At 63.2% G+C, this 21,351-nt stretch carries 19 protein-coding genes and 1 pseudogene; 15 read left to right on the top strand and 5 right to left on the bottom strand.

The genetic code is table 11. From position 1 onward, the window contains the following. Nucleotides 1-58 precede the first annotated feature (58 nt). The 12 genes and pseudogenes from ACIPO9_RS11460 (at nt 59) to ACIPO9_RS11515 (ending at nt 9,227) form a co-directional block, all read left to right on the top strand. Nucleotides 59-1,774: a GspE/PulE family protein gene (locus ACIPO9_RS11460; RefSeq protein ID WP_400780944.1), complete on the top strand. Its 1,716-nt coding sequence runs from the start codon at nt 59-61 to the stop codon at nt 1,772-1,774. Further along, nucleotides 1,755-2,558 carry a hypothetical protein gene (locus ACIPO9_RS11465; RefSeq protein WP_400780947.1) on the top strand — a complete coding sequence of 268 codons (804 nt, stop codon included), beginning with the start codon at nt 1,755-1,757 and terminating at the stop codon, nt 2,556-2,558. The genes ACIPO9_RS11460 and ACIPO9_RS11465 overlap by 20 nt, the downstream gene beginning before the upstream one ends. A 1-nt stretch (nt 2,559) precedes the next feature. Next, on the top strand, nt 2,560-3,108 hold the full coding sequence (locus tag ACIPO9_RS11470) for a pilus assembly protein (RefSeq protein ID WP_400780948.1): 549 nt from the start codon (nt 2,560-2,562) through the stop codon (nt 3,106-3,108). After that, nucleotides 3,095-3,643 carry a GspMb/PilO family protein gene (locus ACIPO9_RS11475; RefSeq protein WP_400780950.1) on the top strand — a complete coding sequence of 183 codons (549 nt, stop codon included), beginning with the start codon at nt 3,095-3,097 and terminating at the stop codon, nt 3,641-3,643. The genes ACIPO9_RS11470 and ACIPO9_RS11475 overlap by 14 nt, the downstream gene beginning before the upstream one ends. Continuing rightward, nucleotides 3,643-4,167 (top strand): hypothetical protein, encoded by a 525-nt coding sequence (locus tag ACIPO9_RS11480; RefSeq protein ID WP_274130700.1) that lies wholly within the window; start codon nt 3,643-3,645, stop codon nt 4,165-4,167. The genes ACIPO9_RS11475 and ACIPO9_RS11480 overlap by 1 nt, the downstream gene beginning before the upstream one ends. A gap of 11 nt (nt 4,168-4,178) precedes the next feature. After that, complete coding sequence (locus ACIPO9_RS11485) at nt 4,179-6,008, top strand: secretin N-terminal domain-containing protein (RefSeq protein ID WP_400607759.1); 1,830 nt, start codon at nt 4,179-4,181, stop codon at nt 6,006-6,008. Nucleotide 6,009: 1 nt separating this feature from the next. Next, a complete protein-coding gene (locus ACIPO9_RS11490) occupies nt 6,010-6,513 on the top strand; it encodes a type II secretion system protein (protein ID WP_274130702.1) in 504 nt (167 codons plus the stop codon). Between the two features lie 4 nt (nt 6,514-6,517). Further along, nucleotides 6,518-6,892 carry a type II secretion system protein gene (locus tag ACIPO9_RS11495; protein ID WP_274130703.1) on the top strand — a complete coding sequence of 125 codons (375 nt, stop codon included), beginning with the start codon at nt 6,518-6,520 and terminating at the stop codon, nt 6,890-6,892. Next, nucleotides 6,867-7,385: pseudogene (locus ACIPO9_RS11500) on the top strand (type II secretion system protein); the annotation flags it as partial. The gene ACIPO9_RS11495 and the pseudogene ACIPO9_RS11500, both read left to right, overlap by 26 nt. A gap of 146 nt (nt 7,386-7,531) precedes the next feature. Beyond that, a complete protein-coding gene (gene csgE, locus ACIPO9_RS11505) occupies nt 7,532-7,903 on the top strand; it encodes a curli production assembly/transport protein CsgE (RefSeq protein WP_274130889.1) in 372 nt (123 codons plus the stop codon). Continuing rightward, nucleotides 7,900-8,313: a curli assembly protein CsgF gene (locus ACIPO9_RS11510; protein WP_274130705.1), complete on the top strand. Its 414-nt coding sequence runs from the start codon at nt 7,900-7,902 to the stop codon at nt 8,311-8,313. Before csgE ends, ACIPO9_RS11510 begins: the two co-directional genes overlap by 4 nt. A 32-nt stretch (nt 8,314-8,345) precedes the next feature. Next, nucleotides 8,346-9,227, top strand: coding sequence for a CsgG/HfaB family protein (locus ACIPO9_RS11515; protein ID WP_274130706.1), 882 nt, complete (start codon nt 8,346-8,348; stop codon nt 9,225-9,227). A 590-nt stretch (nt 9,228-9,817) separates the two neighbouring features. On the opposite strand, the gene ACIPO9_RS11520 is transcribed toward ACIPO9_RS11515, so the two are convergent. The 4 genes from ACIPO9_RS11520 to ACIPO9_RS11535 form a co-directional block, all read right to left on the bottom strand. Next, nucleotides 9,818-11,260 (bottom strand): curlin, encoded by a 1,443-nt coding sequence (locus ACIPO9_RS11520; protein ID WP_400607322.1) that lies wholly within the window; start codon nt 11,258-11,260, stop codon nt 9,818-9,820. A gap of 43 nt (nt 11,261-11,303) precedes the next feature. Then, on the bottom strand, nt 11,304-11,816 hold the full coding sequence (locus ACIPO9_RS11525) for a curlin (protein WP_400607319.1): 513 nt from the start codon (nt 11,814-11,816) through the stop codon (nt 11,304-11,306). Nucleotides 11,817-11,899: 83 nt separating this feature from the next. Beyond that, nucleotides 11,900-14,161, bottom strand: coding sequence for an Ig-like domain-containing protein (locus tag ACIPO9_RS11530; RefSeq protein WP_400780952.1), 2,262 nt, complete (start codon nt 14,159-14,161; stop codon nt 11,900-11,902). 36 nt (nt 14,162-14,197) lie between these two features. Next, nucleotides 14,198-15,595 carry a hypothetical protein gene (locus tag ACIPO9_RS11535; RefSeq protein WP_274130711.1) on the bottom strand — a complete coding sequence of 466 codons (1,398 nt, stop codon included), beginning with the start codon at nt 15,593-15,595 and terminating at the stop codon, nt 14,198-14,200. A gap of 479 nt (nt 15,596-16,074) precedes the next feature. On the opposite strand from ACIPO9_RS11535, the gene ACIPO9_RS11540 reads away from it, so the two are divergent. The 3 genes from ACIPO9_RS11540 (at nt 16,075) to ACIPO9_RS11550 (ending at nt 19,564) form a co-directional block, all read left to right on the top strand. Next, nucleotides 16,075-17,544: a sensor histidine kinase gene (locus ACIPO9_RS11540; protein WP_274130890.1), complete on the top strand. Its 1,470-nt coding sequence runs from the start codon at nt 16,075-16,077 to the stop codon at nt 17,542-17,544. Further along, nucleotides 17,519-18,985 (top strand): sigma-54-dependent transcriptional regulator, encoded by a 1,467-nt coding sequence (locus ACIPO9_RS11545; RefSeq protein ID WP_400780954.1) that lies wholly within the window; start codon nt 17,519-17,521, stop codon nt 18,983-18,985. The genes ACIPO9_RS11540 and ACIPO9_RS11545 overlap by 26 nt, the downstream gene beginning before the upstream one ends. A 102-nt stretch (nt 18,986-19,087) precedes the next feature. Next, nucleotides 19,088-19,564, top strand: a complete 477-nt coding sequence (locus ACIPO9_RS11550) for a Dps family protein (RefSeq protein WP_400607311.1) — start codon at nt 19,088-19,090, stop codon at nt 19,562-19,564. Nucleotides 19,565-19,822: 258 nt separating this feature from the next. Here the strand turns inward: ACIPO9_RS11550 and ACIPO9_RS11555 are convergent, their stop codons facing one another. Then, nucleotides 19,823-21,253, bottom strand: coding sequence for a mechanosensitive ion channel family protein (locus ACIPO9_RS11555; RefSeq protein WP_274130717.1), 1,431 nt, complete (start codon nt 21,251-21,253; stop codon nt 19,823-19,825). Nucleotides 21,254-21,351: the final 98 nt, after the last annotated feature.

The raw sequence follows: 21,351 nt of genomic DNA on the forward strand, positions 1-21,351 counted from the left end.
GGGAAGGTCAGGCGCGTCGAATGTGTGGTTCCTTTTTTGGGGTCCGGGAGTGCATTCGATGGAAAGTCTTACGCTCGTAGTCGAGAGACCGCCGCTGGCTTTGCCAGTCGTGTTACCCACCCGTTTTCCCGGCAGCCTCCTGGCCGCCGCCAGGGAACGCGCCGCCGCTGCAAGCGAACGCCCGATCGAGGCGCTCGAAAGCCTTTCTGAACTTGAACCTGCCGCCTTCACCCGCGCCCTGGGCGCCACCTTGCACTATCCCGTGCTGGATGCGTCGAGCCTGTTCAAGTGCACCCCGGAATTCGAACAGGTCAGCCTGGCCCAGGCGCTGAAACGCGAATTCGTCATGCTGCGCCACGAGGACATGCTGATCGGCGTGTTCGCCGACCCCTTCGATGATGGCCGCCTGGCCTGGATCGACGAATGTCTTCAGGGCGCTGCGCTGTACCTGTGCCACGCTGCGGACCTGGCCGCCTACCTGGCCCGCCAGGAAGAGGGCTTCCACGCGGTCGCCGCGCTGGATACCCACGGCGACGAACAGCACGAGTTCGCCGCCCTGGAAACCCTGTCCCTGACCAGCATCAGCGAAGACGCCAGTGCCGTGGTCAAGCTGGTCAACTCCACCCTCTACGACGCGCTGAAGATGCACGCCAGTGACATCCACCTGGGCGTGACCGGCAGCGGGCTGGTCATCAAGTACCGCATCGACGGCGTGCTGAACAACATCAGCAAGGTGCAGGGCGCCGAGTTCGCCGACCAGGTGATCTCGCGGATCAAGGTGATGGCCGAACTGGACATCGGCGAAAAACGGGTGCCCCAGGACGGCCGCTTCAAGATCGGCATCAATGGCCGGCAGATCGACTTCCGGATTTCGATCATGCCCAGCATCTTTGGCGAAGACGCCGTGCTGCGGGTACTGGACAAACAGGACCTGGCCGACCGCGTCAGCGGCGTGCGCCTGGAAGCGCTGGGTTTTGAAGACGCCACCCTCATCAGCCTGCGCCGCCTGGCCGCCGAACCCTACGGCATGGTGCTGGTGACCGGGCCTACCGGCTCGGGCAAGACCACCACGCTGTACGCGATGATCACCGAGATCAACCACGGCGTGGACAAGATCATCACCATCGAAGACCCGGTGGAGTATCAGTTGCCCGGCGTCTTGCAGATCCCGGTCAACGAGAAGAAGGGCCTGACCTTCGCACGCGGCCTGCGGTCGATCCTGCGCCATGACCCGGACAAGATCATGGTCGGCGAGATCCGTGACCCCGACACCGCGCAGATCGCCGTGCAGTCGGCGCTCACCGGCCACCTGGTGTTCACCACCATCCACGCCAACAACGTGTTCGACGTGATCGGCCGCTTCACCCAGATGGAAGTCGACCCCTACAGCTTCGTGTCGGCACTCAACGCCGTGCTGGCCCAGCGCCTGATCCGCCTGGTGTGCAGCGGTTGCGCGGTGCCGGTCACTCCCGGCGAGGACGAACTGCGCGCCTCGGGGCTGACCGCCGAGAACAGCGCCCACTACCACTTCGTTCACGGCGCCGGTTGCGGTCGCTGCCGTGGCACCGGGTATCGCGGCCGTACCGCGATTGCCGAACTGCTCCACCTGGACGACGAGATTCGCCAGATGATCGTCGAGCGCAGCCCCATTTCCCAGATCAAGCATTACGCCTGCAGCCGTGGCCTGCGCCTCTTGCGCGGCTCGGCTCTGGAACTGGTGCGCGATGGCCGGACCACGCTGGAGGAGATCAATCGTGTCACTTTCATTTCGTGATCACTACGTGGCCGTGATCGGCGCCAATGGCGTCGGTCTTTCCCGCTGCGACGCCCTTGGCCGCAAATGGCTGGGCAGCGCCGGGTTCATCGCCGATCGCCAGGGCACCCCGACACTGGCCCTCGACACCCTGCAACGCCTGCTGGGCGAACACGTCAAGGGCCGCGCGCGGCTGACCGTTCTGCTGTCCAGCCACTACAGCCGTTTCGGCTTGATTCCCTGGAGTGAACACATCCACACCCCGGATGAACTCCAGGCCTACGCCAGCGCCGTCTTCGAGGACACCTTCGGCAAGTCCGCCGAGCCCTGGGCCCTGAGCCTGTCGCCAGAAAGTGCCGGGATGCCGCGTATCGCGGTGGGCCTGCCACAGGCCTTGCTGACCCAGCTGCGGGAGATGGTCAAGGCCCGCAGCCTGCGCCTGGTGTCGGTCCAGCCGTACCTGATGAGCGCCTTCAACCGCTTCCAGAAGAGTTTCGGCAATCGCGATTTCCTGTTCGTGGTCGCAGAGCCCGGCCGCAGCACCTTGCTGCTGGCCAGGGAAGGGCGCTGGTCGGCGGTGCGCTCGCTGCGCATTGCCGACAGCGACGCCGCCCTGGGCTCGATGATCGCCCGGGAGAGCGAGCTGCACGGGCTCAACGGCGACAAGCCGGTGGACCTGTTCGTCCACGCCCCGGCCCGTCATCACGACGCGCCACAGATTCTCGGCGTACAGACCCTGGAATTGCCGTCAGGCGAGAGCGACATCCAGGACCCGTTGCACATCATGGCAGCGGCGGTGAACTGACATGCGCGATCTCAATCTGGAATTCCAACCGCAACGCAGCGGCAGCCGGCTTGGCTGGTGCGTGCTGGTACTGGGTCTGGTGCTCGGCGTGACGGTGGCCACCGGCGCCCACATCGTCGGGCAAGACATTCAGGACGAACAGAACCTGCTCGGCCACGCCCAGCGCAAGCTGCAAGTGCACACCGGCGGCACGGTCAGCAGCCTGACACCGGCCCAGCAGCGTGAGCAGGAACTGCGCCTGTTGGAGATGAAGCAGGTGTCGGCCCAGTTGCGCCGCCCCTGGGAGCGTCTGTTCGCCGCGCTGGAAACCCTGCGCGGCAAGGACATCGCCTTGCTCACCCTGACCCCCGATGCGCGCAAGGGCCAGGTGCGGATCACCGCCGAGGCGCGGGATCTGGAGGCCATGCTGACCTTCCACCGGCAACTGCAAGACAGCCCCGAGCTGCGTGACGTGTCGCTGGTCAACCACGAGATCGTCGCCAACTCGCCGCAGAAACCGATCCTGTTCAACCTGCTGGCCACCTGGGAGGTGAGCGATGTCCGTCCCTAGCCTGATTCTGCGCGAACACGTTCAACGGGCCGGGTGGCCTGGCCTGGGAGGCGCGGCGCTGCTGGCGCTGGTGCTGGGTTACGGGGTGTTCGGCCTGCTGCCGGACTGGCAGTCCCTGGACACCCTGCGCCAGAACAGCCACAAGGCCAACGAGTTTCTGGAGAAGGTCGCCAATGGTACGGCCACCTTGCCGGTCGTGCCCTCCCAGCAACTGGACGAGTTCCACAAGGCCCTACCGACCCAACTGGATGCGACCACGGTCATCGACCGCATCTACGCGATGGCCAGCAAGGAAAAGATCAACCTGGCCCGCGGCGAATATGCGCTGGGCATCGACCCCAAGACCCAACTGGCCCGTTACCAGATCCTGCTGCCCGTGCGCGGCAACTACCCGCAGCTGCGGCGCTTCCTGCACGCGCTGCTGACCGAACTGCCCGCCGTGGTGGTCGAGGACGTGGATTTCCAACGCAAACGGATCGCTGATACCGAGCTGTCCGGGCGCATCCGCATGACCCTTTACCTGTCGAGGTCGTGATGAACAATCGTCGCGTAACAGGCTGGATCGCGTTTTTCGGCATCTGCGGGCTGATCGCCTGGATGCCCGAGCAATTCTTCGGCGAGTCGACCCAGGACGCTGCCAGCAGCGTGCAACCGGTCGCCGCCAGGCAGCAGGCAGCCATCGCCAGGGCCCGGGCCATCGTTGCCAGCGATGCAGAGAAATCGGAAAAAGTGGTGGTGCCCCAGGTCGACCTGTTCGCCACCCAGAGCTGGTACGTCGCCCCGGTGATCAGCGCCGAACAGCAGGCCGCTCTGGACAACGCCGTTGTAGCCCCATCGGTGCCCACAGCACCACCGCTTCCGTTCCAGTTCATTGGCAAGCTGGAAGACAGCCAGCAGTTGCAGGTGTTTCTGCAAAACGGAGAACGGCTCTATGTGGTCAGGGCCGGTGATGTGATCGACGAAACCTACAAGATCGATCGCATCTCGGCCACTGAAATGAGCCTCGTCTATCTGCCCTTGAAGTTTGCTCAGACCTTGTCTGTAGGGAGTGCGCCATGAGTCCGCTGCGGTTGTCGTCGAACGCGTTGTTGCTGGGCTTCATCATTGTGCTGGGAGTGCTGTTGTCTTCCTGTGCGTCGGACATTAACCGGGCGATTGGCCAGGACCTGATCGAGGAGGGCAAATACGAGGAAGGCATCGCCAAGCTCCAGGAAGCGGTCAATGCCAAACCTCGCGATGCCACCCTGCGCATTCAGCTGACCTCGGCCAAGGCCCGTGCGGTCAAGACCCTGCTGACCAAGGCTGATTCAGAGCGCTCGCAACGGGACTTCAACAGCGCCGCCATCGACTACTCGCGAGTGGTCGCCATCGAGCCCAACAATGGCCGGGCCCGTGACGCGCTGTACCTGCTGGAGCAGATGCGCAACATCAACAACATGCTGGTGCAGGGCCAGACCAGCCTGCGCCGCGGCGACGTGACCGGTGCCGAGAAACAGGCCCGTGCCGTGCTCGCCCTGGACCCGCGCCACGAGGGCGCCCAGCAGTTGCAGAAAGACGTCGACCTGCTGCGCTCGCGCAATGCCGTTCCCTATCCACAGCTCAAGACCCGCCTGGACCGGCCGGTGACCCTGGAGTTTCGCGACGCCAACCTCAAGGTGATCTTCGAGGTGCTGTCCCAGGTGGCGGGCTTGAACTTCATCTTCGACAAGGACATGCGCGCTGACCTCAAGGCCACCATCTTCGTGCGCGAAGTACGCATCGAGGACGCCATCCAGTTGCTGCTGCAACAGAACCAGTTGCACCAGAAGGTGGTGAACGACAACACCTTGCTGATCTACCCGGATTCGCCGCAGAAGCTCAAGGATTACCAGGAGCTGGTGATGCGCACCTTCTACCTGACCAATACCGACGCCAACACCGCCCTGAACATGGTCAAGACCATGCTCAAGACCCGCGATGTGTTCATCGACGAGCGCCTGAACACCCTGACCATGCGCGACACCCCGGACGCCATTCGCATGGCCGAGAAGCTGTTCTTCTCCCAGGACCAGTCCAACCCTGAAGTGGTGCTGGAGGTGGAAGTGATGGAAGTGGCCCGTCAGCGCATCCTCGATCTGGGCCTGCAATGGCCGAGCACCTTCGGCATCATCAACAGCGACGGCACGGCGGTGAACGTGCTGAACCAGCTGCGCGGCATCAACTCCAGCCGGATTTCGATCTCGCCTTCGCCACAGCTGAAAATCAACGCCCAGGACAACGACGTCAACACCCTGGCAAGCCCGACCATTCGCGTGAGCAACCGTGAACAGGCGCGCATCCACATCGGTCAGCGGGTGCCGATCATCAGCGCCACCTCCGTGCCCTCGACCCAGGGCCCGGTCATCACCGAAAGCATCACCTACCTGGACGTCGGTCTGAAACTGGAGGTGACCCCGATCGTTCACCTGGATAATGAAGTGGCGATCAAGATTGCCCTGGAAGTGAGTAACGCCACACCGCTGGAAGCCACCCGCAACGGGACCATCCCGGTTCAGGTCGACACCCGCAACGCCCAGACCACCCTGCGTCTGCACGACGGCGAAACCCAGATCCTGGCGGGCCTGGTGCGCAACGACACCCAGTCCACCGGCAACAAGATCCCCGGCCTCGGCGACCTGCCGGGTCTGGGCCGGCTGTTCGGCAGCAACAAGGACACCGTGGGCAAATCGGAGCTGGTGCTCTCGATCACCCCGCGCATCGTGCGCAACCTGCCGTACCAGGCGCCGAGCGACATGGAATTCGGCACCGGCACCGAGACCAGCATGCACATCGACTCGGTCAATCCGGACATGCCCGTGACAGTGGAAGTGGGCGGCAAGTCGCAGCCGCTGGCCGTCGTGCCTGCTGTCGAGAAGCCTTGACATGAACGCCCGGCACGCCACGCGCGGCTTCACCCTGATCGAGATGGTCGTGACCCTGGCCATCGTCGGTCTGCTGGCGAGCATCGCCGCGCCTTTGACCGAAACGATCATCCGCCGTGGCAAGGAGCAGGAGCTGCGCACCGCGCTGTATCAGATTCGCGATGCGCTGGACGCCTACAAGCGCGCCGCCGACTCGGGGCGCATCGAGAAGTCGGTGACCAGCAACGGCTACCCAGCCAGCCTCAAGGTGCTGGTGGACGGCGCCCGCGACCTGAAGAGCCCCAAGGGCGCGAAGATCTTCTTCCTGCGGCGCATTCCCAATGACCCGATGGCGGCCAGCAAGAGCCTGGGCAACAGCAAGAACAAGCACGATGCGGCGGACGACTGGGGCCTGCGTTCATACGACAGCCCGGCGCAGAACCCGCGGGACGGCGAAGACGTGTTCGACGTGTATTCCAAAGCCAAGGGCGTTGGCCTCAACGGCATCGCCTATTCGCAGTGGTGACATCATGCGCAGACAGAACGGCTTCACACTCATCGAATTGCTGGTGGTCATGGCGATCATCGCCACCCTGATGACCATTGCCGTGCCGCGTTATTTCTCAAGCCTTGAGAACTCGCGGGAAACCGCGCTGCGCCAGAGCCTGTCGGTGATGCGCGAGGCGCTGGACCACTACTACGGCGACACCGGCCACTACCCCGAATCCCTGGAAGACATGGTCACCCAGCGCTACTTGCGCAGCCTGCCGGAGGACCCGGTCACCGGCCGCAACGACATGTGGGTCATCGTCGCGCCGCCTGAAGGCGTGCAGGGCTCGGTAGCGGATATCAAGAGCGGTTCTACCGGGAGGGCGCGTGATGGCAGTCTTTTCGGTCAATGGTAGCTTCGGCGGCGCCATGCCCCGCGAGCAAGGCTTCACCTACATGAGCGCCTTGCTGCTGATCCTGATGATGGGCACCGCGCTGGCGGCGGTAGGGCAGGTCTGGTCGACCATCGGCAAGCGTGAGCGCGAGCTGCAACTGATCTGGGTCGGCACCCAGTACGCCCAGGCCCTGCGCAGCTACTACAGAAGCGGCACGGGCGTGGCCCAGTACCCCGAGTCCCTGGACGAACTGCTGGAAGATCATCGCTTCCCGTCGATCCAGCGCCACATCCGTCGCCTGTACCCCGATCCCATGACCGGGAGCGACAACTGGGGCCTGACCAAATCCATCGACGGGCGCATCACCGGCGTCTACAGCCGCTCGACCCTGACACCGTTGAAGGTCGCGAACTTTCCGACGCAGTGGCAGGAGTTCGAGAACATGACCAGTTACGCCGACTGGCGCTTCGTGGCCGAGAACGCGTTCCAGGAATCCACCAATAACCGTCCCGGTGCACCGGGCACGCCCGCCACCCTGACCGCGCCGCCGGCCACAGGTCCCGGGGCGACCCTGGGCACCTCGCTGGGCACGCCGATAGGAGGTGCCAGCCAATGAAAAGCCTGAACGCCAACCTCAAGGCCGTGTGCCTGGGCGCCGCCATGCTGCTGGCCGGGCTGCACGCCGGCGCGTGCCTGGCCGACGACGAAGACGAAATGATGGGTTTCATCGTCGACGACTGCATCTCGCTGGTCGGCCACAACTTCTACAACGCCTTTACCGACCGCCTGCGCGCCACCAGCCGTCTGGATTTCAACCTGGTGGTGCGTGAACGGCCCGACCCACGGTGGGGCAGCCTGATCTGGGTCGAGTATGACCAACGCATCGTGTACCGCCGTTTTCTGGCACCCAACGCCACCGAAACCCGCGCGCTGGCTGAAGAAGCCGCCGACCAGGTTCGCGCGGCAGTCGTTCAACGCAAATTGCAAGTTCAATTGCAGGACAACACTGATCTGGGGAAGGACGAATTATGAACAGAACAATAATCGCCGTTTCGACCTGCCTGTGTCTGAGCAGTTTCAGCCTTCTGAGCCAGGCCACGGAGCTGGTCTATACGCCGGTCAACCCGAACTTCGGCGGCAACCCGCTCAATGGCCCGACCCTCCTTAACGAAGCCCAGGCCCAGAACGATTTCAAGGACCCGGACCTGAAACGCTCGACCACCACCGCCACCACGGCGCTGGAGCGGTTCAGTCAGCAACTGCAGTCCAGCCTGCTGTCCCAGGTGCTCACCAACATCCGCAACGGCAATACCGGCAGTCTCACCACTGACGCGTTCATCATCAACGTCGTCGACGATTCGGGTGCCCTGAGTATCCAGATCACCGACCGTGCCACCGGCGAAGTATCGGAAGTGAACGTCAACGGACTCACCTCCAACTGACGGTTACTGAAGTTCCAGAGGAGCGAAGGACCATGAAAAAATGCATCTCGTTGTTGATGCTGGTGGCTGCACTGCAAGGCTGTGGTGTTCGTGCGCCGATGCCGGCCGAACAACCCAAGGACGTCCCGACCCTGACGCCGCGAGCATCGACGTATTACGACTTGCTCAACATGCCGCGGCCCAAGGGGCGACTGGTGGCGGTGGTCTATGGTTTCCGCGATCAGACCGGGCAGTACAAGCCAACCCCGGCCAGCTCCTTCTCGACCAGCGTGACCCAGGGCGCGGCGAGCATGCTGATGGACGCGATGCAGGCCAGCGGCTGGTTCGTGGTGCTGGAACGTGAAGGGCTGCAGAATCTGCTGACCGAGCGCAAGATCATCCGCGCCGGGCAGAAGAAACCGCCAGCAGTGATGGGCCCCAACGGTGCTCCGGTGACGCCACCGACACCCAATGAGCTGCCACCGTTGCAGTCGGCCAACCTGATGCTCGAAGGCGGCATCGTCGCCTATGACACCAACGTCAGGAGCGGTGGGGAAGGTGCGCGGTATCTGGGGATTGGCGGCTCGCAGGAATATCGCGTGGATCAGGTGACCATCAACCTGCGGGCGGTGGATGTGCGCTCCGGGCAGGTGCTGGCGAACGTGATGACCAGCAAGACGATCTATTCGACGAGTTACAACGCAGGTGTGTTCAAGTTCGTGGAGTTCAAGAAACTGCTTGAACTGGAGGCGGGCTACACCACCAACGAGCCGGCGCAGCTGTGTGTGTTGTCGGCCATCGAGGCTGCCGTGGGGCACCTGGTCGCCCAGGGGATCGAACGGCACATGTGGCAGGCAGCGGGCGACAACAGCGCGCCGAACGAGACGCTGGACCGGTACCTGAGCCAGAACAAACCGGCGGATGAAGGGCAGTAGGTATCCTGATGTGTCAATGGGGCCTTGATGGCCCCTTTTTTTGTCCCATGAATCCTCAGGCCCTGCGCCCCATCCAAAACCGCCCCGCGGGCAAGCCCGGCTGCTACGGGGGCGTGTGCACCCATCACTCGCGCCCACCCCACGTTCCGTAGCAGCACGGCTTGCCGGCGGGAGCGGTCTCGGGTGCTGTAGGAGCGCGCTTGCCCGCGACAGGCCATGACAGGCGACAGTGCCGTGTTGGATGTACCGCCGCCGTCGCGGGCAAGCGCGCTCCTACAGTTTGTGGTGATTTGAGCAACCCGTAGCAGTCCGGCTTGCCGGCGTCGGCGTACTCAAGATCGCTGTCGCCGGCAAGCCGGACTGCTACGGATATGAGTGGGTGTACCCATCACTCGCGCCCACCCCATGCCCTGTGGGAGCGCGCTTGCCCGCGAATGGTTGTGTGATGCACCTCAAGGGTGACAGGGGCCTGCGCTTTCGCTGGCAAGCCCGCTCCCGCAGGGGAAGGTTATCCTCCACCAGCAACAGGGCATGGCTGCGGCGACCACAAAAAAGCCGCCTTTCGGCGGCTCTTGGTACTGCACTGCAACCTACTGCTGATGCACAGTCGCCTGGTTCGAGTTACCCACCTGGGTAATGCTCGCTGCCTGGTTGGTCGCGCTCTGGTTCACGTTGGCCTGGTTGAGGTTGCCGGACTGGCTCACGTAGGCGACGTTGTAGCTGTCAGCCTGCTTGACGACAATCTCGTTGCCATTGCCGTTCTGCGAGGTGAACGACTGGTTGTCGCTGCCCGATTGCGTCAGGTCGGTGCTGTTGCCATTGCCGAAGCTCGAGCCCTGGGCGTAGTTGCCTTCGCCACGCTGATCTGCGATCAGGATGTTGTCGCTGCCGTTCTGTTCGAAATACAGCTCGTTGTAGTTGTCATCCTGCGTGGTCTTGGCATCGTTGCGATTGCCGTCCTGCTTCAGGTTGGTCAGGTTGCCAACGCCTTTCTGGGTCATGTTGATGACGTTGTCGTTGCCATTCTGGTTGAGGAAGGCGGTCTGGCCGATACCGAATTGCCCACCCAGGCGTGCCCCCTCGCGTTCGCTGGCCTGAACCTTGTTGCCGGAGCCGGTGGCCGAGGAGGTGAGGTTGTGACCGGTGCCCGCCTGCGAGCTGAAGTGCAGGTTGTCCTGGCCGTTCTGGTACACGTTGCTGGTGCTGTTGGTGACGTTGTACTGCGTCACGCTGGCGGCGTTGCGGTCACCCCACTGAACCATGTTGATGTTGTTCAGCGTGCCCTGGATCTGATCGAGCACACCTTCGTTGAAGGTGCCGGTCTGGGTCAGGCTGACGTGGCTGTCGGTCTGGGTGTCCTGGAACAGCTGGCCGGTGTTGAAATTGCCGTTCTGCTCGGCGGTGATCGAACCGCCATTGCCATAACGCTGATCGGAGTAGATGTAGTTGTCGTTGCCGTTCTGGTTGAGCTGGATCTGCCCGTTGAAGTGCTCGACCTGTTCGGTGGACGCCTGGTTGCGATCGCCGTTCTGGAAGACTTGCGCATTGTTGCCGGCGCCGCCGGACAGCTGCTCGGACCAGGCCTGGTTGTTGCTGCCGCTCTGCTCGATGTTGATGATGCTGCCCAGCTGGTTCTCCTGGTAGGCGAAGGCAAAGTTGCCGTTGCCCGACTGCCGGGTGGTGGTCTGGTTGCCGGTACCCAGCGACTGGCTGGCCTGTGTGGAGTTGCGCTGGTCGTTCTGGCGCTGGGTGATCTTGCTGTCGGTCTCGTACAGCTGTTCGCCGTAGGCGCCGTTCTGGTTGCCTTCCTGGCGCTGGTCGATCTGCGAGTTGGTTTGCGTCTGATAGGCCGCAGTGTCGTTGCCATCACCGATCTGTACTTGCTGTACAGAGGCGTAGGCTGCGTTGACCTGTTGCACATCGGCAGTGTTGCCGCTTCCTTGCTGGTACTGACTCGAGAGGCTGTTGGCAGCCATCGCATGGCCTGCGACCATGACCAGAACCGCAGCAGCGACAGGGGTGAGTTTGAACATGATGTAGACCTCCTGATGGTAAGTTGCCGAGGTGTCGAGCGCGTCAACGAACTTGACGAACTTCTACGCTCTGGCCATTTCCAGACTGACTGATGCTGCTCTGCAGCCCGCTGCCTGCCTGTTCGATGCTGGCGCTGTTGTTGGCGCCCCGTTGCGAAATTGCTGCCTGATTGTCCGAGCCGGTCTGGGTGATCCGCGCCTGGTTGCCCGAACCCTGCTGGCTGATGTACGCCGTCAGGTCGCTGCCCTGTTGCAGGATGAACGCCTCCTGGGCACTGCCGACCTGCACGATGTTGCCCACCAGCGAAGTACCGTTCTGCGACAGGTTGGCGACATTGGCGTTGCCCTGTTGCAGGATGCTGGCCTGCTGGCCACCGACGAAGGTGCCGCCCGGAAAGCTGACCGGCGCACCGAGTTCCGAACCGCCGCCCAGCTCGTCACCGCTCAGCTCGTCGGCCTGCACCGACAGCCACGGCGCTAGCAGCACCAGCGCCATCAGCGCCTGGCACAGGACGGCCGGACGAGCGAACCGCGAACCCGCACATATCAGTGACATGCTGTTCTCCTGTCCCCGGTCACCGGCTGGCGACCCGGGACGCCTGGCCCGCCTGCGTCTTCACGCAGACGGGCCGTACTTCATCAACGAACGGTGATCGGCAGTGTCCGGACCGTGCCCTTGGACGAGGTGGCGGTCGCGGTCGGGTTGGTGGCCCGTGGTGCGATGGTGTTGACCACCGAACTTCTCCAGCGCCCGGTCACGGGGACCGTCACGCGATCCAGCTCCTGCACGCCGGTCGGGGTGGTGACCGTGATCACGATGGTGTTGCCCGTGGTCACGGAACTGGTGCCCGAGATATCCCAACTGAACAGGGCGCCACCACCACGCACCTGGACTGCGGCCGAGGTGATGGTCAGGGTCTCGTTGCCAGCCGGTGGCGCAGTGACCGAGATGTTGACCGTGGCAGGTGTCGACAGGGCTCCGAAGGAGTCAGCGGCCTGGTAGGTGAACGTCGCGGTGAACGGCGCGGTAATGGTGGCTGGCGGCGTGTAGGTCACGGTGGTGCCGTTGGTGGTCACGGTGCCGCGTCCGACAGCAGGCTGGGTCAGGTTGTTGACGGTCAGCGGTACGTTGCCTTCAGGGTCGGTGTCGTTGGCCAGTACGTTAACCACCAGCGGGCTGCCCGCCAGGGTGGCGCCGGTATCGGCACCGGCAACCGGTGGACGGTTAGGCGTCACGGTCACGCTCACGGTCGCCGGGGCCAGGGATTTGAGCCCTTTGCTGTCCACGGCCTTGTAGGTGAAGGTGGCAGTGAGCGGCGCGTTGACCACGGCAGGCGGTGTGTAGACGATCGATGCGCTGCCGTTCAGCGCGACGGTGCCTTGGCCTGTGGCCGGTTGGGTCAGGTCGCTGACGCTCAGCGGTACATCGTTGTCAGGGTCGCTGTCATTGGCGAGCACGTTCAGCGTCACAGGGACACCAAAGCCGGTACTGCCGCTGTCGTTGACGGCCACAGGCGGCTGGTTGGGCCCGGTATTGGGCGCCGTGCCGACCACGACCACCGCTTCGGTGTCCTCGCCACCACGCGCCGACTTGACGGTGATGAAGGCCGGTGGCTGCGTCATGTTGGGCACAGTCAACTGCTGGGTCGTGCCGGACTTGGTCATCGGACCGAAGCCTTGGGCAATCATGTCTGGCACCGAAGTCTCGTCGCTGGACGTGGCTTGCACGGTCAGGGTGTGGTTGCTCCAGGCGTACTGCGCGTTGGTGATTTTCACCACGTCAACCAGCTTGGCCGAAACTGCCGTTGGCTTGGTCGTGCCAAGCGGGTTGGTCGCGGTCAGGATCACGAACGGCGGCAGCGTCTGGGCCGAATGGGCCACGAAGAAATTGCCGTTGTTGTCGCCCAGCATGTTGAATTGGCAAGGTGAAGCCGGTGTGCCGGGGATCAGCGCAAGCGTCTCCCGGTAGCACAGGGCTGAGCTGTTCGGGGATGAGGCGAACAGCTCCACGCGAGTGCCGGAACCGTTGCGGCTGTAAGTGCCGCGACGGACTTCGACCGGGGTTTGCACCCGTGGGTCGCGCACCTTGCCGCTGACTGTGAAAAGGTTCTGGATCAGCGTGCCGGCAGGGCCTTCGATTTTTACGAAGTTGGTGCCGAACGGGCTGCCGGTCACTGCTTCTGGCACGTTGGGATCGCCCAGGTAGGTGTTCTGCGCGCCGGTTTCCGGGTCGATTTCGGTGTAGGGGCCGCCGACGCCCTTGACCCACGGACCGAGGTTGCCGGTCAGCGCGCCGCTGAAATCGCCAGGCGCACCGATGCCGATGTCACGGGTGAGGTTGATCGCGCGCCGCCCGGTGGTGGTGACGTTGAAAGTATCTACGCCGTAGGGATGGGTCACGGTGTAGGTCCCGGGCCGTCCGGCCGGGATGTCGATGCGCATGCGAATCCGCGCAAAGCTCTGTTGCGAGCCGTCGGTGGGCGGATCGGTGGCGAAGGCCGCTTCCACGCCTGCGGTGTAGATTTCAAGTCCGTAGCCGGCAATCGGGCTGACGTTGGTTTTGAGCTGCGCCTGTAGCAGGTACCAGAACATCTCGTCCGGGAAGTTATCCGGGTAGACCATGGGGAACGCATCGTCGTACAGACCGGGCACCGCACCGAGCGTACACATGTAGGCCGGTGGAACGGTGGCCGCGACCCGCGAGCTCACTGCGCGGGACTGGCACAGCTCAAGCTCCTGGGAGCCCGGTGTTGCGGCGGGCAGGTCGCGATACCACTGCGGAAAACGTCCTGTGGCGACGGTATAAGGCCCAGGGTCTACCGCATCGAGGGCGGCAACTGCCGCGTCGCTCACTGCGATCAGACTCATGGCGCCGAAAATCAGACTTGGCCAACTGTTCATGTTGCCTCCAGATTCGAGTGCAAGGAGTGGTTGCGATCAGGGAACGATCACCACTTCTTCGGTATCGCTGCCGCCATTGGATGAAGTCACCGTGACCTTCGCCGGTGGAATGGGCGAGATGTTGGTGGTCAGGGTGCGGACCGTGCCGGTGCTGCTCAGCGCGCCAATGGCGCCGCCCGAACTGCCGCTTGCGGTCAGGGTGACGTTGCCGGTTTCGTCACTGCTGCTGGCGGCCACGGTGATCTGTCCGTTGCTCAGGCTGTAGGTAGCGGTGCTGATCTTCACCAGGTCCGTCAGGGCGTGGGGCACAGTGGTCGGCGTGCTGGTGGCAATGGCCAGGTGGTTGTCGGCGGTGACCTGCACGTTGGCAGGCGGGCTCGGATTGGCCGTGGACTGGCCGTACCAGGCGCCGGTGGCCGTGCCTTCGGTCATCGGGACAGTGGCCGCCGAGGTGTCTGCGTACTGAGCAGTGCCCGGAGGTGGCGGTGCCAGGGCGAACACGTCTTCCTGGGCCTGGACGCCGGTTGTGCCGGGGCCGCCATTCTTGCGGGTGTAGTCGGCGCGAGGCACCACGACCGGGGTTGGCCGCACGACCGTGGACAGCTTGCCGGTGATGCCGAACACGTCGGTGCGCACGTCCAGGCCGTTGGGGCCCTGTACGCGGACGAAGTTGGTACCGAACGGGCTGCCGGTCACTTGCTCGGTCAGGTTCGGGTCGCCGATGTACTGCGAGGCGATCCCGGTGGTCGGGTCGGTTTCGGTGTACGGGCCGTTGACGCTGCGCAGGAAGGGGCCGACATCGCCACCCAGGGCGCCGGTGAACACGCCGGGCGAGGTGATGCCGATGTCCCGGGTCATGTTGATGGCCTTGATCCCGTTGGCGCCGCCGTTGCCGTTACCGTTGCCATTGGGCACGGGAGGATCGACGGTGAACACTTCCACACCATAGGGGTGGGTAATGGTGTACACGCCGGGCGCGGCGTTCATGCGGATGCGGATCCGCGCGAAGCTGATCTGATCGTTGGGCGCAGGATCGCCGCCGCCGAACGCCGCCTCCAGCGCCGCGGTGTACTTGAGGTTGAGCGTGGTCGCCCCGGCCGTTGGAATCGCCGCGTCCGCGAGAAACCAGAAGGCCTCGTCGGGGAAGTTGGTGGGGAATACCATCGGCTGGTTGTCATCGAACACACCGGGCGCCACGGCCAGGGTGCACATGTACGATGGAACGCCGGGGGTGGAAGGCACCCTTGAACTCAGTGCCTTGCCAAGGCACAGGTCCAGGGTACGACCGTGGGTGTCCTGGTACCACTGGGCGAAGTTACCGATCTGCGGACTGTAGGGGCCAGGATCAACCGCAAACAAGGCGGCCTGGGCGGAACCGTGAATCGCTGCGATCAATGACAGCAACGTTACGGCGTGGGTCAGTTTGCTGGGCATTTGTCTTCCCTCTCGCAATGAACCGTGCCTCTGGCGTGGGTCGGACGGAGCGTCGGTTCCAGGAGGCTGAAAGCCCTAGCGCAACTTCTGTACCAGAATCTCAAACACACCCCGAAAGCCTTGATTCAAAAGGCCTCTGGCGTTTTCATGGGGTAGTCGGGCGGGGCGTTTCACAGGTGAAGCACAAGCAGAGTGGGGCGCTCTCCCCACTGTTGGGGAAAGGCTGGGGAAGGGGGCAGCCCGCGGGGCGCAAAAAGTCGGACGGACGGTTTGCGTTCAACAAAGTTCAACGCTTTTCTGAAAACTGCTTTGCCGATCAGGGACTAAGCGCCGAACGGTCATGTTCAGTGGTGGCTTACTGATATCAATCGCCGCGTAGGTCGATGAAATGCAGCTATCTTAATGACTGTGCTTACGCTATACCGACTTTAAAAAACGTGTCCGGGACGGTTGTCATGGGATCTGTAGGACGCAACGAAATGCTGACCCAGGCCAGCATCAAAGAAATCGAAAAGAAGCCTCGCCCTCCCTTCAATCTGTTGCGTTGGTTCTCCATCGTCAGCCTCCTGGTGATCGCCTCGGTGGCCATCGGCCTGGGCCTGATTTCCACCCGTTTCGTGGTCAGTGAAGCGGTGCAGCGCGACTCGCTGCTGACCTCCCAGTTCGTCCACGCCATCGCTTCGGCCGAGATCCGCCACGCAGAAATTCCCACCAGCCGCACCATGGCTGAACTGCTCGACACCCGCCGCGACCTGCCCGTGGCCGACGTCGATCCAGAGACCCGGCGCAAGTCCCGGGACGAGTTTCTCGACCACATTTCTTCCTTGCCGGATGCCTTGCTGGTCAACGTCTACGCACCGGATCGGGTGATTATCTGGTCCACCAACCCGGCCCTGATCGGCAAGGCGATCCTGGGCAACGACGACCTCGAAGCCGCGTTCCATTCGCGCCAGCGCACGGGCACCGCACACCACGAAACCCAGCGCCGGCAGAACGAACAGAAGTTCCTCAACCCGCCGGATTACCTCTTTATAGAGAACTACATTCCGCTGTTCGACGCCGAAGAAAAGGACGTGCTGGCCATCGTCGAAATCTACAAGGAACCCAAGGACCTGATCGCCAGCATCGAGCGTGGCTACGTGGTGATCTGGGTGTCCACCGGGCTTGGCGGCATGATCATTTACCTGGGGCTGTTCTGGATCGTGCGCAGGGCCTCGCGCCTGCTTGAATTCCAGCAGCGCCAGTTGATCAACAGCGAGAAGTTCGCAGCCTTGGGCGAGATGTCTTCGGCGGTCGCCCACAGCCTGCGCAACCCCCTGGCGACCATCCGTTCCAGCGCTGAACTTGCCCTGGAAGTGGTCGACCCTGCGGCGCAGAAGAACATCAACGACATCATCAACCAGGTTGACCGTATGTCGAAGTGGGTACGCGAATTGCTTCTCTCGTTGCGACCGATCAGTGGCGAGTCCGAGGCGGTGGATGTGGTGGCGTGCATGCAGGATGTGTTGCAGTCCTATGAACAGCAGATACGTCGCGCCAACATCCAGGTCGAGTTCGCGCCGCAGCCGGTTCCGATGGTGATCAGCCAGCGCATTCTGCTGGCGCAGATTCTCAACAGTCTGATGGCCAACGCCCTGGAGGCGATGACCAAGGACGGCAAGCTTGTGATCGACATCCAGGCAGAGCCTGCTCGCGGGCGGGTCTACCTGACCGTCGCCGACAACGGCAAGGGCATGTCCCGGCAGCAGGAGGCGATGGTGTTCAAGCCGTTCTTTACCACCAAACAGGGTGGGCTTGGCGTGGGGCTGGTATTGGTCAAGCGGATCATGGAGCGCTTCGCCGGCAAGGTCTCGTTGACCAGCCGGGAGCAGGAAGGCACTCGCGTGAAGCTGACTTTCAAAATTGCGGCAGGAGGGGGAGTCGATGGAACACAGCATACTCGTGGTTGAAGATGACGAGCTCCTGGCCAGTAACATCCAGACCTATCTGGAGCGTCGGGATTTCGAGGCGCGGGTCTGTCATTCGGCAGAAGACGCGCTCAAGACCCTCCAGACCTGGCGGCCAGACGTGGTGCTCACCGACAACTCGTTGCCGGGCATGAGTGGCCATGAGCTGATCAACGCCTTGAAGGAAAGCGCGCCGGACCTGAAGCTCATCATGATGACCGGCTACGGCAACATCGAAGACGCGGTCACGGCGATGAAGGAGGGCGCCTTCCATTATCTGACCAAGCCTGTGGCGTTGCCGGAGTTGAAGCTGTTGCTGGACAAGGCACTGGCCGCCGAACGCCTTGAACGCACGCTGTCGTTCTATCAGGACCGCGAAGCCAAGCATTCCGGGTTGCAGGCGCTGATTGGCGACTCACCTGCCATGATGACGGTCAAGGGCGTCGTCACTCAGTTGCTTGACGCCGAGCGACGCATGACCAGCAGCGATCTGCCGCCGGTACTGGTCGAAGGCGATACCGGCACCGGCAAGGAATTGATCGCCCGCGCCCTGCATTTCGACGGGCCGCGCAGCAAGGGACCGTTCGTGGAATTCAACTGTGCGTCGATTCCGGCGCACCTGATCGAGGCTGAATTGTTCGGCCATGAGAAGGGCGCGTTCACCGACGCCAAGGATCGTCGCACGGGGTTGGTGGAAGCCGCCGATGGCGGCACGCTGTTCCTGGATGAAGTGGGTGAAATGGACCTGTTGCTGCAGGCTAAGCTGCTCAAGCTGCTGGAAGACCGCACCGTGCGTCGCATCGGCTCGGTTAAAGAGCGCAAGGTCGATCTGCGGATCATCAGCGCCACCAACTGCAACCTCGAACAGATGGTGCAGCAGGGCAAGTTCCGCCGTGACCTGTTCTTCCGCCTGCGGATCATCTCGATCAAGGTGCCGCGTCTGCAGGCCCGTGGCGATGACGTGATCCGCCTGGCGCGACACTTCCTGCAGATGCACGGCAAGCGGTACGGCAAGAGCGATCTGTATTTCAGCAACGAAGCCGAGCACCTGTTGCGCAGCTACAGCTGGCCGGGCAACGTGCGCGAGTTGCGCAACATGCTCGAGCAGACGGTGCTGCTGACCCAGACCAACTGCATCGCGCCCCATCAACTGGGCCTGTGCATGAGCCTGATGGACGAACCCATGAGCCCGATGCCGTTCGTGCCGCACCTGGTGCCCAACACGCATTCTCACACACCTGCGCATCCGCAGTCGCATTCGGTCGATGAGGGGCTGGGCAACATGAACCTGCCGGAAGTCGAGAACGAGATGGTGCGCAAGGTGCTGGACAAGACTGACTGGAATGTCACCAAGTCTGCGCGGCTGCTGGGGCTGACCCGTGACATGTTGCGCTATCGGATCGACAAGCTGGGGCTGACCCGGCCGGACCGTACGCAGTCATAGTGATTGTCGATGGTTGCGATTGGCATGAGTGATTTCAGCTATTGAGTCATGCTCCCTAGAATGGTCACAACGAAACGCGACACAGACCACAGGGAGCAAGACATGGCTATCGAAATCGGTATCAACCAACAGGATCGCGCAGAAATCGTCGAGGGTTTGTCGCGGCTGATCTCTGATACGTACGTGCTGTACCTCAAGACCCACAACTTCCACTGGAACGTGACCGGGCCGATGTTCCGCACGCTGCATTTGCTGTTCGAAGAGCAGTACACAGAGCTGGCGACAGCGGTTGACTCCATCGCCGAGCGTATTCGCGCACTGGGCTTTCCGGCACCTGGGACCTACTCGACTTATGCGCGGTTGTCTTCCATCGAGGAAGAGCCGGGGGTTCCGGCGGCTGCCGACATGATTCGCCAGTTGGTCAAGGGCCAGGAAGCGGTGGTGCGTACGGCCCGTGGGCTGTTCCCGTTGCTGGAAAAAGTCAGTGACGAGCCAACGGCGGACTTGCTGACCCAGCGCATGCAGGTACACGAAAAGGCCGCGTGGATGCTGCGCTCGCTGCTCGAGGCGGATGCCTGACAGCGGTTGCCTTCAAGACCGCCGACGCCGGCAAGCCGGGCTGCTACGGGGATCTGCGGTGTTCTCGGGGGTGGGTCTGGCCCCGGTCCCGTAGCAGCGCGGCTTGCCGGCGTGGCGGCCTCGAAATCGCTCCCGCGGGCAAGCCCGGCTGCTACGGGGATCTGCGGTGTTCTCGGGGGCTGGCCACGTTCCCGTAGCAGCACGGCTTGCCGGCGGGGGCGGCCTTGAGGTCGCCCGCGACAAGAGAAAGGACCGCGATCAGCGCTTCTGCAACCACCCCAGAAAATTGCTCTTCTTGATCGCCACCGGCTTGCGCAGCAACACGTGCTGGCTACTCTGCTGACGAATCGCCTGAAGCTTGTTCAGCGCGGTGGTGATCTCGGCCCGTTGCTCCATGGCGCTGCGGGTTGCGGCCTTGTCGATGCGGTAGATCACGCACGAGGTGATCGCGTTGAACCGCCCCTCCGACGGTGTATCCGCCAGCACGCTCTGCTCACCCATCACCTCGCCAGGTCCCATGCGCCCGGCTTCGACCATGGTGCTGCCGTCCGGCACACTGGCCGACACCACGCCCGTGGCGATCACATACAACCCGTCAGTCACCTCACCCAACTCAATGATGGTCTGCCCGGCAGCGTATTCGCGGGCGACCATGGTTTGCGCCAACTGATTCTTCTCCTCGGCCGTGCTGGTGCGGAACACCTTCACCTCATCGAGCAGTGCGCGCGGCCGAGACACGGCTTCAGCGGTGGTCTCTGATTGCCAGGCGATACCCGCCGCTTCCAGATGCCGGTAGGCCAGGTCGAACAGCAGGTTGCGCACATCGCTCTTGGTCGACAGATCGCTGATAAACCCCGTCACGGCATATTCGATGGTGGTGGGGCTGGTGTCCTTGACCACGGCGCGAGGGCGGGGCGTCTGCAACAGTGCGCTGCAACCCTGCAACGCCCGCTCCAGCGCATCGAGCACCCGGCGCGGGCGGATGTGCGGCGACATCATGATGTTGATCGACACCCCATGAATGTTGACCGGCCGGCTCAGGTTGACGATCTTCGCCTTGGCCGCCACCGAGTTGGGAATCACCACCATGGTCCCGACCCCGGTCAGCAGGTGCGTGGCACGCCAGTCGATGTCCATGACCTTGCCCTCCATGCCGTCGATGGAGATCGAATCATCGACCTGATACGGCTTGGTGGTGTTCAGGATGATCCCGGAAAACACGTCGCTCAGGGTGCTCTGCAAGGCCAGGCCGACAATGATCGCCATCGCCCCCGATGTCGCCAGCAGGCCCTTGACCGGCAACTGCAAGACGTAACCTGCGGCTGCGACGATGGCGATCAGGAAGATCACCGCACCGATCACCTCCTGCAACAGGCGGCCACTGTGGCCGACACGCCCGGTCAGCAACAGCCCCAGCACCACGGTCAGCGAGCGGGCGGCGTAGACCCACCAGACGATCGCCAGCGCCGTGGCGCCGAATTGCAGCGCGCTGTCGTCAGGCCAGTTGGGCGCCTCCAGCGGGCTGACCCCGGCATTGATGATGACTAGGCTGTAGGCGACGAACAGGCCCAGGCGGGCGCCCACCTGGGCAATCCGGCCGCGCTCGGCGAGCAGGTGCCAGGCCACCACGTCAGCGAGCAACAGAAGCAGGCTCCAGGCCAGCGAGTAATGGGGAACGACTGTCGACATTGGGTGATATCCGCTAGAGGTATTCTGGCCGCTGTGGCACGCGGGGATGGTAGGGACAGCGGGGGCGGGCTGTCTATAACCGATGGTGCATGGCCCAG

The organism is Pseudomonas sp. NPDC090203, from assembly GCF_044746765.1.
Classification (GTDB): Bacteria; Pseudomonadota; Gammaproteobacteria; order Pseudomonadales; family Pseudomonadaceae; genus Aquipseudomonas; species Aquipseudomonas putida_AD.